The following is a 12,698-nucleotide window of genomic DNA, read 5'->3' on the forward strand; positions in this document are numbered from 1 at the left end:
TAATCCAGGAACACACCCGCAGGTGTAAAAAAATAAAAAATCAGCAGATCCGCGGAAGCGGCTCGGCATGAGGCAAATCTAACAGGCGTTTCACGCCGTAAAGTCCCGTCAGTCGTACACCTTTGCGTTCGACCACTTCACCCACGATTGCTGCGTCGCGCCCTAAAGGGTGAGCGCGTAATTGTGCCAGCGCCTGCTCTGCGGCCTCGCGCTGGACGGCAATCACCAGTTTGCCTTCATTAGCAAAGTTTAGCGCGTCCAGTCCCAGCAGTTCGCATACGCCGCGCACCGCCGGTTTCACCGGAAGATCCCGTTCGTTCAGTTCAATGCCATACCCACAGGCGGCGGCGAACTCATGCACCACCGCATTGACGCCGCCGCGTGTGGCATCACGCAGGGCTTTGACGCCTGGGATGTCGCGCAGAGTGGCGATCAAGGGCGTCAGCACCGCGCAGTCGCTGATTAATTCCCCATCCAGCCCCAATCCTTCGCGCAGGTTAAGGATCGTCGCGCCGTGATCGCCAAGCGTGCCGCTCACCAGCAGGACATCGCCTGGCGTCAGCGACTGTGCTGCCCAGCGGATCGTTGTGGGGATTGCGCCGATTCCCGCGGTGTTGATAAAGACTTTGTCTGCTGCGCCGCGCTGCACCACTTTGGTATCGCCGGTGACAATAGCGATATCGGCGCTGCGGGCCGTCGCCGCCATGCTGTCGACCAGGCTTTTCAGGGTGGCCATCGGCAACCCTTCTTCGAGGATAAACCCGCACGAGAGATAACGCGGCGTTGCGCCGCTGACGGCAATATCATTCGCCGTTCCGCACACCGCCAGTTTGCCGATATCGCCGCCGGGGAAAAACAGCGGATCGATAACGTAACTGTCGGTTGAAAACGCCAGCCTGTCGCCGCCTGCGGCGAGCGCAGAGAGATCAATACGCGCCTGATCTTCCTGCTCCGCCAGCCACGGGTTGGCGAAAGCCTCCAGAAACAACTGACTGATAAGCTGCTGCATCGCCTGGCCGCCGCTGCCATGAGCGAGTTGAACGTCATTCATGCTTCACACTCCTGAGCACGATATTGATACCACGCGGCGCATGCGCCCTCCGAGGAGACCATCAGCGCGCCAAAGGCGCTTTGTGGATTACAGGTGTTACCAAACAACGGGCACTGGTGCGGTTTGCACCGACCGGTCAGCACATCGCCGCAGCGCGCGCGCGGATCGTCATATACCTGCTGCACCGCCGGGCGAAAATGGCGTTCGGCATCGAAACGTTGGTACTCTGCCGTCAGGTGTACACCCGACTCGCCAATGATCCCCAGTCCGCGCCATTCACTGTCGCCATCGACGGCAAACACATCGGCAATGGCGGCCTGCGCCAGGCGATTGCCTTCATCCGGCACTACCCGGCGGTACTGGTTTTCTACCCGGCTGGCGGCGGCAATTTTCTGCCCAACCAGCATGACCACGCCTTGCAACAGATCCAGCGGTTCGAAACCGGCTACCACTAACGGGCGCTGGAACTCATCGGCAATGAAAGTATAGGCCCCGGTGCCGATCACCATGCTGACATGACCGGGGGCAAGGAAGGCGTCGATGCCATTATCCGGTTGCTCCAGCAGGCTACGCAGGGTGGGGATCAGGGTGATGTGCTGACAGAAGAAATAAAAATTGCTCACGTTGCGGGCTTTCGCCTGTTGGAGCGTAATGGCAGTGGCGGGCATAGTCGTTTCAAACCCAAGGCCAAAAAACACCACTTTGCGTTGTGGATTGTTCTGCGCCAGCGCCAGCGCGTCCATTGGCGAATAAACGATACGGACATCTGCGCCGCGCGCTTTCGCCTGCAACAGCGAGCCATTTTTTCCTGGCACGCGAATGGCGTCGCCAAAGGTACAAAAGATGACTTCCGGGTGGCTGGCGATCTCTACGCAGGTATCAATGCGCCCCATCGGCAATACGCAGACCGGGCAGCCGGGGCCGTGGATAAATTCAATATTTTCCGGCAGCAGTTGATCAAGCCCGAATTTGAAAATCGCATGGGTATGACCACCGCACACTTCCATAATGCGCAGTGGGCGCGCTGGGGTATAGGCGAGATGCGCCGCCTGTTCACGCAGGTGGGCGATAAGCTGCATCACGTGTTCCGGGGCGCGGTATTCATCGACAAATCGCATTATTTCGCCTCCCCGAACAGCAGCGCGCCGACGTCCGGCTCGACATCGAACATGTTCTCCAGCGCGGCCAGCGTGTCCCGGGCTTCTTCTTCATTAATAACGCTCATGGCGAAGCCCACATGTACCAGCACCCACTGCCCAAGGCGCGGCTGACCGTGGTCGTCGTGACTGCCCACCAGTGTTAAGTCGACATCGCGTTGAATGCCGCAAACATCGACTTTGGCCTGTAAACCGTCAATGGCGCTGATTTGCCCCGGAACGCCTATGCACATCGCTGCGTCTCCAGCCAGTCAATCCAGTTCGCCATGCCTTCGCCGTGCGTTGCCGAGATAAGGATGATCTCTATGTTCGGGTTGACCTCTCTGGCGTACGCAATGCACTTGTCGACATCAAAGTTGAGGTACGGCAGCAGGTCCACTTTATTCAGCAACATTAGCGAGGCAGCGGCAAACATATGCGGATATTTCAGCGGTTTGTCTTCACCTTCGGTGACCGACAGCACCGCCACTTTATGGCGTTCGCCCAGATCGAAACTGGCCGGACACACCAGGTTGCCCACGTTTTCAATAAACAGAATGCCGTTATTCGCCAGCGGCAGACGCGGCGCGGCATCGGCAATCATTTGCGCATCGAGATGGCAGCCTTTACCGGTATTGACCTGGATTGCGGGCGTGCCGGTGGCGCGAATACGCGCGGCGTCGTTGACGGTTTGTTGATCCCCTTCGATCACCGCGCAGGAGACACGTGATTTCAGGCGTTGCAGCGTTTCGGTGAGCAGGGTGGTTTTACCGGAGCCGGGGCTGGAAACCAGGTTCAGCACCAGTTGTTGTTGCGCGGCGAAACGGGCGCGGTTGCGGGCGGCGATACGGTTATTTTTATCCAGTACGTCGATTTCCACTTCCAGCATGCGCTTCTGGCTCATGCCCGGCGCATGGGTACCGGCTTCGCCATGGCCATAGTGCAGGTCGCCGTTATCGAGCTGGGTCGGGTTAAACTCACGCGTTTTTACGCCAGTGATTTTCAGCGCCGGGCGATCCGCCGGAGCAAAGGGGGCACCGCGAAAAGCGGAATGAGGGTTATGCTCATCGCCCTCAATATAAAGGTTACCGTCCTGACAACCACATGTTGTACACATTCTTTACTCCTCAATTTCCAGTCGCTGAATTTGCATTCCATCGTCGGCGACGATGTGCAGTTGGTCGCTGTGGCATTGTGGACAGCGGCGAACGCGCTGGGATAGCAACGTCACATAGCGCTGGCAGGACTCGCACCAGCACTCCGCCTGTTGTTCTTCGATGTGCAGTGTACAACCTTCCGCCAGGGTGCCACGGCACACCAGATCAAAACAAAACGTTAAAGCCTCGGTTTCGACGCAGGAAAATGCGCCGACTTTTAACCACACGCCGGTAACCCGATGCGCGCCGTTTGCCCTGGCCTGCTGTTCAATGATTTCCAGCGCTCGCTGACACAGTGTGATTTCGTGCATAACGCCTCCTTAGGAACTTTGCCGCGTTAATGCAATAAGAGTGCCAGCGTGGGAAAAGACACGGTGTCGATGTCGAACATGACGAAATGACACGTCGAAATGGCGAGGGTTTGTGATTTTAAGTTATAAAAATCAATAGTTTAAAATTTGGCATGGATGATGCTTTACCGCCGTTGTTTCAATTAACCGGGTAAGCAGATATGACGATTTGGGAAATGAGTGAAAAGGCGGACTATATCGCCGGGCGGCATCATCGACTACAGGAAGCGTGGCGCGATTACTGCAATACGCTGGTTCAGGGCATTACGCTGTCGAAGGCGCGTTTGCACCATACCATTGGCAGTGCGCCGGAACATCAACTGTGCTTTGCCTTATTCGAACACTTCACTGTCTCCATCACCCTCACCGGGGGCTTTAACGGTCACACCATTGAATACGCGCTGGCCAGCAAAGACGGTAGCGCCCCGCGCCTGATTGGCGAAGCGAAGATCACCTGTGAGGGCCTGATTGACGGCGTGATTAACAATCGCGATCGCGAAAAAGTGCTGGAGCACTATCTTGGCAAGATCGCCGATGTTTACAACAACCTCTATACCGCCATGGAAACGGACTCGCCGGTCACGCTCACGTCGCTTGCCAGCCATGGTCAGCAACCTGTGCTGGCCTGAGTCCGGGTGTCGACACGTGTCGAAGTGACACGTTGGGTGACACGTTTCGTCATAAATGACCGCCCGAAAGCCGGGTGAATCAGTTGAGGATTTGCTGGTGAACCGTTTTGTAATTGCCGACGCTTCGCTCTGTATTGGTTGCCATACCTGCGAAGCTGCCTGCGCCGAAACGCACCGCGCGCAAGGGTTGCAGGCAATGCCGCGACTGCGTGTAATGCGTAGCGAACATGAGTCTGCGCCGCAGCAGTGCCACCACTGCGAAGATGCGCCCTGCGCGGGCGTCTGCCCGGTGAACGCGATTAACCGCGTTGACGGCGCGGTGCAGTTAAATGAAAGTCTGTGTGTCAGTTGTAAACTGTGCGCGATTGCCTGCCCGTTTGGCGCGATTGAATTTTCTGGTAGTCGCCCGCTGGACATTCCCGCCAACGTCAACTCACCGAAAGCACCCGCTGCTCCCCCTGCGCCTGCGCGTGTCAGTTCCCTGCTCGACTGGGTTCCCGGGGTGCGTGCTATCGCCGTGAAGTGCGATCTCTGCCATTTCGATGATCAGGGCCCCGCCTGTGTGCGCATGTGCCCGACCAAGGCGCTGCATCTGGTCAATAACCGCGACATGGCCCGCGCCAGCCGTCGGAAGCGCGAACTGACTCTCAATACTGGATATGGCGATCTCTCGCTGTTTCAGGCGCAAAACCGGAGTGCGAAATGATGACCCTCTCTTTGTTAAGCAGTGCGGTTGCTGTCTGGTGTTGTGCGGCGGCGCTGGCCTATTTATTTAGCCCTGCCAAAGCGCTCAGCGGTGTGCTGGCTGGCCTTGGCGGCGCGGCGGGCGGTGTAATGACCACCGCGGCGGGTGTGATGACACTGTTAAGTGCGCAGCCCGTGAGCGGCGCGATGCAGATCATTCACTATCACCTGTTGGTCACGCCGTTAAATGCGGTCTGGCTGATAACGCTGGGGGTGTGCAGCACGTTTACCAGCCTCTATAACATTGCCTGGCATCGCCATGAGGCAGTAAAGAGCAACGGCTTGCTGATCAATTTACTGATGGCTGCTGCCGTTTGTGCTGTCTGCGCAGCGAACTTTGGCGCGCTGGTGGTGATGGCAGAGATCATGGCGTTGAGCGCGGTGTTTCTCACCGGGAGTAGCGAGTCCGGCAAATTGTGGTTTGTGATGGGGCGTTTCGGCACGATCCTGCTGGCGATAGCTTGCTGGCTGCTGTGGCAGCGATATCACACGCTTGACCTGCTGTTGTTGAGCGGGCAAACGCCGGGCAGCGATGTCTGGTTACTGGGCGTGGTGGGGTTTGGTCTGCTGGCAGGGATCATTCCGCTGCACGCCTGGGCGCCGCAAGCGCATGCGAACGCCGCCGCGCCTGCGGCTGCGCTCTTTTCTACCGTGGTGATGAAAGTGGGGGTGTTCGGCATTCTTAGTCTGTCCCTGCTCGGCGGTCAGCCACCGCTGTGGTGGGGTGGGGTGTTGCTGGTGCTGGGCATGCTGACGGCTTTTGTCGGCGGCTTGTATGCGCTCATGGAACACAACATTCAGCGCCTGCTGGCATACCACACGCTGGAGAATATCGGCATTATCCTGCTCGGCCTGGGTGCGGGTGTTACGGGGCTCGCGCTACAACAGCCCGCGCTCATCGCGCTGGGTCTGACGGGCGGCTTGTACCATTTGTTCAATCACAGCCTGTTTAAAAGCACGCTGTTCCTTGGGGCCGGTGCGTTGTGGTTTGGCACGGGCTATCGCGATATCGAAAAACTGGGCGGTATCGGCAAACGGATGCCGGTGATTTCGCTGGCGATGCTGGTCGGTCTGATGGCAATGGCCGCGCTGCCGCCGCTCAATGGTTTTGCCGGCGAATGGGTGATTTATCAGTCTTTCTTCCGGTTAAGCACCAGTGGTGCGTTCTCACTGCAACTTATCGGGCCGCTGCTGGCGGTTGGCCTGGCCGTCACTGGCGCGCTGGCCGTGATGTGTATGGCCAAAGTGTATGGCGTCACGTTTCTTGGCGCGCCGCGTACCCCGCAGGCGGAAACCCCGCGTTCTGTTCCCTGGCTGATGACCGCCTGCGTTGCCGCACTGGCGCTGTGCTGCGTAGCGGGCGGGGTGGCAGCCCCCTGGCTGCTGCCGCGGCTGTTTGCCGCGGTACCGTTGCCGCTGGAAACCGCCAATACGCTGGTATCGCCGCCGATGATTGCCCTGCTGCTCATCGCCACGCCGCTGTTGCCACTGCTGCTGATGCTGCTGTGCAAGGGCGATCGTTTGCCAGCCCGCCGCCGCGGAAGCGCGTGGGTGTGTGGTTATGACCATGAAGGATCAATGGTCATTACGGCGCACGGTTTCGCCATGCCCGTGAAAGCGGCCTTTGCACCCGTGCTGAAACTACGGAAATGGCTGGAGCCAACGCTGCCGCTTCCTGGCTGGCGGGCCGAGGCGGCACCGGTGCTGTTCCGTCGGCTGGCGCTGATCGAACTGGCAGTACTGGTGGTGGTCGTGATTTCGCGAGGAGCCTGATGATGAGTTTTCTGTTTGCTGTCTTACAGGCGCTGGTGCTGTTTGCGTTTGCGCCGCTACTTTCTGGGATCAGCCGCGTGGCGCGGGCACGTTTGCATAACCGCCGTGGGCCAGGCGTGCTGCAGGAGTACCGCGATCTGTTCAAATTGCTGGGTCGGCAGAGTATAGCGCCCGCAGCGTCCGGGTGGGTATTCCGCCTGACGCCGTTTGTCATGACCGGTGTGATGCTCACCGTGGCGACCGCGCTGCCTGTGGTGAGCCTGGCATCGCCGCTGCCCGAACTGGGCGATTTAATTACCCTGATTTATCTGTTTGCCGTTGCCCGCTTTTTCTTTGCCATTTCGGGGCTGGATACCGGTAGCCCGTTTACCGGGCTGGGGGCCAGCCGTGAAGCGATGCTCGGTGTACTGGTGGAGCCCATTCTGTTGTTGGGGCTGTGGGTCGCAGCGCTGGTGGCGGGTTCTACCCATATCAGCGCCATCACCGATACCGTTTACCACTGGCCGCTGCATCGCTCCATTCCTCTGTTGCTGGCCTTGTGCGCCTGCGCCTTCGCCACGTTTATCGAAATGGGCAAACTGCCGTTTGACCTTGCTGAAGCGGAGCAGGAGTTACAGGAAGGCCCGCTTTCGGAGTACAGCGGCAGCGGTTTTGCGGTAATGAAGTGGGGCATCAGCCTGAAGCAACTGGTGGTGCTGCAAATGTTTGTCGGCGTCTTTCTGCCCTGGGGGCAGATGCGTGATTTCAGTATCGCAGCGTTAGGGCTGGCGGTAGTGGTGGCGCTGGCAAAATTGATTCTGGGCGTGCTGGTGATTGCGCTGTTTGAAAATAGCATGGCGCGTCTGCGCTTTCTCGCCACGTCACGCGTGACCTGGGCCGGGTTTGGCGTCGCCTTTTTAGCGTTCGTCTCCTTACTGGCGACGTATTAAGAGAGTTTATGCATGTCTGAAGAAAAAATCGGTCGACACTATCTCGCTGCGCTGCACGAGAAATTTCCTGGCGTTGTGCTGGATGAAGCGTGGCAGACCAAAGATCAACTGACCATTACCATTAAAATCAACTCCCTTCCAGAAGTGGTGGAGTATCTCTACTACCAGCAGGGCGGCTGGCTGTCGGTGCTGTTTGGTAACGATGAGCGCAAACTGAACGGCCACTTCGCGGTGTATTACGTGCTGTCGATGGAGCAGGGCGTTAAATGTTGGATCACCGTGCGTATTGAGGTCGATGCGCTGAAACCGGAATATCCGTCGGTGACACCGCGTGTACCTGCTGCGGTGTGGGGCGAGCGTGAAGTGCGCGATATGTACGGCCTGATCCCGGTCGGCCTGCCGGATGAGCGCCGCCTGGTGCTGCCGGATGACTGGCCGGATGAACTTTATCCGCTCCGTAAAGACAGTATGGATTACCGCCAGCGTCCGGCACCAACCACCGATGCGGAAACTTACTCGTTTATTAATGAACTGGGCGATAAGAAAAATAACGTGGTGCCGATTGGCCCGTTACATGTCACCTCTGATGAACCGGGCCACTTCCGCCTGTTTGTCGACGGAGAGAACATTGTCGATGCCGATTACCGTATGTTTTATGTCCATCGCGGGATGGAGAAGCTGGCTGAAACCCGTATGGGTTACAACGAAGTCACTTTCCTCTCTGATCGGGTATGCGGCATTTGTGGCTTTGCCCACAGCACCGCGTATACCACCTCGGTAGAGAATGCGATGGGCATTGTAGTGCCTGAGCGTGCCCAGATGATCCGCGCTATTTTGCTGGAAGTGGAACGCCTGCACTCTAACCTGCTGAACCTCGGTCTGGCCTGCCACTTTGTCGGGTTTGATTCCGGATTTATGCAGTTCTTCCGCGTGCGCGAAGCCTCCATGAAAATGGCAGAAATCCTGACCGGGGCGCGTAAAACGTACGGCCTGAATCTGATTGGCGGCATTCGTCGCGACATGCTGAAAGAAGACATGATCCAGACTCGCCAGCTGGCGCAGCAGATGCGCCGCGACGTGACCGAGCTGGTGGAGATGTTGATGAGCACGCCGAATATCGAACAGCGTACCGTCGGCATTGGTCGTCTCGATCCACAAATCGCCCGTGATTTCAGTAACGTTGGCCCGATGGTGCGCGCCAGCGGCCACGCGCGCGACACCCGCGCCGATCATCCGTTTGTCGGCTACGGGCTGCTGCCGGTTGCGGTCCACACTGAGCAGGGCTGCGATGTGATTTCGCGCCTGAAAGTGCGTATCAATGAAGTGCTGACGGCACTCAATATGATTGATTACGGGCTGGATAACCTGCCAGGCGGGCCGCTGATGGTTGAGGGCTTTACCTATATTCCACACCGTTTTGCGTTGGGCTTTGCCGAAGCGCCGCGTGGTGATGACATTCACTGGAGCATGACGGGCGATAACCAGAAGTTGTACCGCTGGCGTTGCCGCGCGGCAACGTACGCTAACTGGCCAACGCTGCGTTATATGCTGCGTGGCAATACCGTCTCCGATGCGCCGCTCATTATTGGCAGTCTCGATCCCTGCTACTCCTGCACCGACCGTATGACAGTGGTCGATGTGCGCAAGAAGAAAAGCAAAGTGGTGGCTTACAAAGAACTTGAGCGTTACGGGGTCGAGCGTAAGAACTCGCCATTGAAAGGGTAGGGGAGAGCTGTAGCCATGTTTACCTTTATCAAAAAAGTGATCAAAACCGGTACCGCGACCACGTCGTACCCCTTGTCGCCGATGCCGGTAGATAAAAACTTCCGTGGCAAGCCTCAGCACACGCCGCAGCAGTGCATTGGCTGTGCCGCTTGTGTCAACGCCTGCCCGTCGAATGCGCTCACGGTGGAGACGGATCTCGCCACGGGCGAGCTGGCCTGGCAATTCAATCTCGGGCGTTGCATATTTTGCGCCCGTTGCGAGGAGGTATGCCCGACGGCGGCCATTACCCTGTCGCAGGAGTATGAACTGGCAGTCTGGAGCAAGGCTGACTTTTTGCAGCAATCGCGCTTCGAGCTGTGCCAGTGCCGCGAATGTGCCCGGCCGTTTGCGGTGCAAAAAGAGATCGACTACGCCATTGCGCTGCTTGCGCACAACGGTGATAGCCGTGCAGAACAGCACCGCGCCAGCTTTGAAACCTGCCCGGAGTGCAAACGGCAGAAGTGCCTGGTGCCCTCTGACCGTATTGATTTGACCCGCCATATGAGAGAGGCCAGCTAATGAGCCAGCTGATAGGTCCGCGCGATGCGGACGGGATCCCGGTACCGATGACGGTGGATGAGTCTATCGCCAGTATGAAAGCCTCGCTGCTGACGAAAATCAAACGCTCGGCTTACGTCTACCGTGTTGACTGCGGTGGCTGTAATGGCTGCGAAATCGAGATTTTCGCCACGCTTTCGCCGCTGTTCGACGCAGAGCGGTTTGGCATTAAAGTGGTGCCCTCGCCGCGTCACGCCGATATCTTGCTGTTTACCGGGGCAGTGACCCGTGCCATGCGCTCCCCGGCGCTGCGTGCCTGGCAATCTGCGCCGGATCCCAAAATCTGTATCTCCTACGGCGCGTGCGGCAATAGCGGTGGTATCTTCCACGACCTGTACTGCGTATGGGGTGGCACTGACAAAATCGTTCCGGTAGATGTGTATATTCCCGGTTGCCCGCCCACACCGGCCGCCACACTGTATGGCTTTGCTATGGCGTTGGGGTTACTTGAGCAAAAAATTCATGCCCGTACGCCCGGCGAGCAGGATGATCAACCGGCGGAGATCCTGCACCCCTCTATGGTGCAGCCGTTGCGCGTGAAAGTGGATCGCACTGCGCGCCGTCTGGCCGGTTATCGTTACGGTCGGCAAATTGCGGATGATTTCTTGCGTTTGCGCAGTGTTGGCGAGCATGAAGTGGTGCGCTGGCTGGCGCAGGAGAACGACCCGCGTCTCACGGAAATTGTCAGCCACCTGAATCAGGTGGTGCAGGAGGCGAAAATCTGATGGGCGAATCGGTGGTCTTTAGCCAGCTGCGGCGTAAGTTTGTCGACGAAAATGACAACGCGCCGCAACAGGCGCAGCAGGTGGTCTATTACAGTCTGGCGATTGGCCACCATTTGGGCGTGATCGACTGCCTGGAAACCGCACTCACCTGCCCGTGGGAGGCCTATCTGGCGTGGATAGCGACCCTGGAAGCGGGTAGTGAGGCGCGCCGCAAGATGGAAGGCGTACCGCGTTACGGCGAAATCGTGATTGAGAGTAGCCACATCATGATGCTGGCCAACGCGTTTGATGCGGCGCAGGCGCGGCAGAATGCGCAGCAACGGGTCTGGACGCAGACACTGCTGTCGATGCTGCATGATATTTACCAGGAGAGCGCCATCTATCTGATGGTAAGGAGACTACGTGACTAACGTGTTGTTATGCGTGGGCAATAGCATGATGGGTGACGATGGCGCAGGCCCGCTGTTAGCCGACATGTGCGCAGCAAATCCGCCGGGAGACTGGCAGGTTATTGATGGCGGCAGCGCACCGGAGAACGACGTGGTGGCGATCCGCGAACTGCATCCAACGCGATTGTTGATTGTCGATGCCACCGATATGGGGCTGAATCCTGGTGAAATTCGGGTGGTCGATCCGGATGATATTGCCGAGATGTTCCTGATGACCACCCACAATATGCCGCTAAATTACCTGATTGATCAGTTGAAAGAGGATATCGGTGAGGTGATTTTTCTTGGCATTCAGCCGGATATTGTCGGTTTTTACTACCCGATGACGCCGCCCGTAAAAACCGCCGTGGAAGACATCTACCAGCGACTGGCAAGCTGGCAAGGCAACGGCGGTTTCGAGCTGCTGTGACAGGTGCGCCGGTTCCCCGGCGCAGCGTTAGCGGCGGCGTTTTTCCGCGTACATAACTTTATCGCTGTCTTCCAGCATGGCATGCAGCGTCGGGTATCGGTTGCCGCCGTTTTCAATAATGCCGTGCGAATAGTTGATGTGATAATTCTTGCCGGAAAGATGATCGATAGCATCCATGCGGGTTTGCAGATCAAACAAAAATGCATCGACGCCATTCACTGCGGTATTGCCCAGCAACACCGCAAACTCACCGCCACCAAGCCGTGCCGCGATATCCTGTTCTTTCAGGCACTTGGTCAGATTGGAGGCGAAGGTTTTTACCACATCATCGCCCTCTTTATTGCCCAGCAACTCATTAATCGATTTCAGGTTATCAATACTGAAATAGAGCAGGCTGAACTCTTTTTTGTGATCTTTTAACCAGGCGAAACGCTTTTCGCCGGTACGGTAAAAACCACGGCTGTTCGGCATGCCGGTGAGGGTATCGGTCATCGCCATGCTGAGGATCAAAAACTCATCTTCCACGATGGCGGCAAAGTCGAGCAGGGTATTAATTTCCGCACTGGAGAAGGGGCGCGGATAGGTATCGATAATACAAATGGTACCCGCGATGGCTCCGTCCGGCAGACGCACCGGGCACCCGGCGTAGAAGCGCACCCACGGCTCTCCTGTCACGAAGGGGTTTTCACAAAAACGCGGATCGGAGAGGGTGTCTTTCACAATAAACACGCCCTCTTCAAGGATGGCATGTGCGCAAAATGAGAGGTTGCGCGGTGTTTCATGAGTATCGACACCGCTACGCGACAGGAGCCACTGACGATCGCGATCGAGCAAACTGATAACCGCGATAGGCACGTCAAAAGTGGTCTTGGCCATTCTGGTCAACCGATCAAAGCGTTCATCATCCTTTTTGTCCAGTAAATCCATCATATACAACGACTTGAGTCGTTCATTTTCATTTACTGGCATCGCCGGGAATATCATAGGTCATCCTCGCAGAACGTTGTCTCTTCAAGTGTAGACA

General features: G+C 57.4%; 15 protein-coding genes. 9 read left to right on the forward strand and 6 right to left on the reverse strand.

The features are described from left to right. Window positions 1-40: 40 nt before the first annotated feature. Genes hypE through hypA form a run of 5 tightly spaced genes read right to left on the reverse strand, consistent with a single transcriptional unit; the run spans window position 41 to window position 3,655 of the window. Complete coding sequence (hypE, locus tag ACUY4S_RS05175) at window positions 41-1,051, reverse strand: hydrogenase expression/formation protein HypE (protein WP_458022110.1); 1,011 nt, start codon at window positions 1,049-1,051, stop codon at window positions 41-43. Further along, the gene (gene hypD, locus ACUY4S_RS05180; protein WP_312691325.1) at window positions 1,048-2,169 is read right to left on the reverse strand and encodes a hydrogenase formation protein HypD; all 1,122 of its coding nucleotides are present in this window, start codon (window positions 2,167-2,169) and stop codon (window positions 1,048-1,050) included. Before hypD ends, hypE begins: the two co-directional genes overlap by 4 nt. Next, complete coding sequence (locus tag ACUY4S_RS05185; RefSeq protein ID WP_312691326.1) at window positions 2,169-2,441, reverse strand: HypC/HybG/HupF family hydrogenase formation chaperone; 273 nt, start codon at window positions 2,439-2,441, stop codon at window positions 2,169-2,171. Before ACUY4S_RS05185 ends, hypD begins: the two co-directional genes overlap by 1 nt. Continuing rightward, window positions 2,432-3,304, reverse strand: a complete 873-nt coding sequence (gene hypB, locus ACUY4S_RS05190; RefSeq protein ID WP_458022109.1) for a hydrogenase nickel incorporation protein HypB — start codon at window positions 3,302-3,304, stop codon at window positions 2,432-2,434. Before hypB ends, ACUY4S_RS05185 begins: the two co-directional genes overlap by 10 nt. Window positions 3,305-3,307: 3 nt before the next feature. After that, the gene (gene hypA / locus ACUY4S_RS05195; RefSeq protein WP_312691328.1) at window positions 3,308-3,655 is read right to left on the reverse strand and encodes a hydrogenase maturation nickel metallochaperone HypA; all 348 of its coding nucleotides are present in this window, start codon (window positions 3,653-3,655) and stop codon (window positions 3,308-3,310) included. Window positions 3,656-3,855: 200 nt separating this feature from the next. On the opposite strand from hypA, the gene hycA reads away from it, so the two are divergent. The 9 genes from hycA to hycI all read left to right on the forward strand — a co-directional run bounded on the left by hycA (window position 3,856) and on the right by hycI (window position 11,674). Then, window positions 3,856-4,323 (forward strand): formate hydrogenlyase regulator HycA, encoded by a 468-nt coding sequence (gene hycA / locus ACUY4S_RS05200; protein ID WP_312691329.1) that lies wholly within the window; start codon window positions 3,856-3,858, stop codon window positions 4,321-4,323. Between the two features lie 97 nt (window positions 4,324-4,420). After that, entirely contained in the window at window positions 4,421-5,029 is a 609-nt protein-coding gene (locus ACUY4S_RS05205) for a 4Fe-4S dicluster domain-containing protein (protein ID WP_312691330.1), read from the forward strand. Continuing rightward, window positions 5,026-6,840, forward strand: a complete 1,815-nt coding sequence (gene hycC / locus ACUY4S_RS05210) for a formate hydrogenlyase subunit 3 (RefSeq protein WP_458022108.1) — start codon at window positions 5,026-5,028, stop codon at window positions 6,838-6,840. The genes ACUY4S_RS05205 and hycC overlap by 4 nt, the downstream gene beginning before the upstream one ends. A 2-nt stretch (window positions 6,841-6,842) precedes the next feature. Then, window positions 6,843-7,769 carry a respiratory chain complex I subunit 1 family protein gene (locus ACUY4S_RS05215; RefSeq protein WP_312691372.1) on the forward strand — a complete coding sequence of 309 codons (927 nt, stop codon included), beginning with the start codon at window positions 6,843-6,845 and terminating at the stop codon, window positions 7,767-7,769. Window positions 7,770-7,781: 12 nt separating this feature from the next. Beyond that, entirely contained in the window at window positions 7,782-9,494 is a 1,713-nt protein-coding gene (locus ACUY4S_RS05220) for a hydrogenase large subunit (RefSeq protein WP_458022107.1), read from the forward strand. A gap of 15 nt (window positions 9,495-9,509) precedes the next feature. Continuing rightward, the gene (locus tag ACUY4S_RS05225) at window positions 9,510-10,052 is read left to right on the forward strand and encodes a formate hydrogenlyase complex iron-sulfur subunit (RefSeq protein WP_312691333.1); all 543 of its coding nucleotides are present in this window, start codon (window positions 9,510-9,512) and stop codon (window positions 10,050-10,052) included. Further along, window positions 10,052-10,816 (forward strand): NADH-quinone oxidoreductase subunit B family protein, encoded by a 765-nt coding sequence (locus ACUY4S_RS05230; protein ID WP_312691334.1) that lies wholly within the window; start codon window positions 10,052-10,054, stop codon window positions 10,814-10,816. Before ACUY4S_RS05225 ends, ACUY4S_RS05230 begins: the two co-directional genes overlap by 1 nt. Continuing rightward, complete coding sequence (locus ACUY4S_RS05235; protein WP_458022106.1) at window positions 10,816-11,226, forward strand: formate hydrogenlyase maturation HycH family protein; 411 nt, start codon at window positions 10,816-10,818, stop codon at window positions 11,224-11,226. Before ACUY4S_RS05230 ends, ACUY4S_RS05235 begins: the two co-directional genes overlap by 1 nt. Continuing rightward, window positions 11,219-11,674: a hydrogenase maturation peptidase HycI gene (gene hycI / locus ACUY4S_RS05240; RefSeq protein ID WP_458022105.1), complete on the forward strand. Its 456-nt coding sequence runs from the start codon at window positions 11,219-11,221 to the stop codon at window positions 11,672-11,674. Before ACUY4S_RS05235 ends, hycI begins: the two co-directional genes overlap by 8 nt. A 27-nt stretch (window positions 11,675-11,701) precedes the next feature. On the opposite strand, the gene ACUY4S_RS05245 is transcribed toward hycI, so the two are convergent. After that, complete coding sequence (locus ACUY4S_RS05245; protein WP_312691337.1) at window positions 11,702-12,658, reverse strand: sensor domain-containing diguanylate cyclase; 957 nt, start codon at window positions 12,656-12,658, stop codon at window positions 11,702-11,704. Between the last annotated feature and the right edge of the window lie 40 nt (window positions 12,659-12,698).

This window comes from Kosakonia beeri (assembly GCF_054165705.1).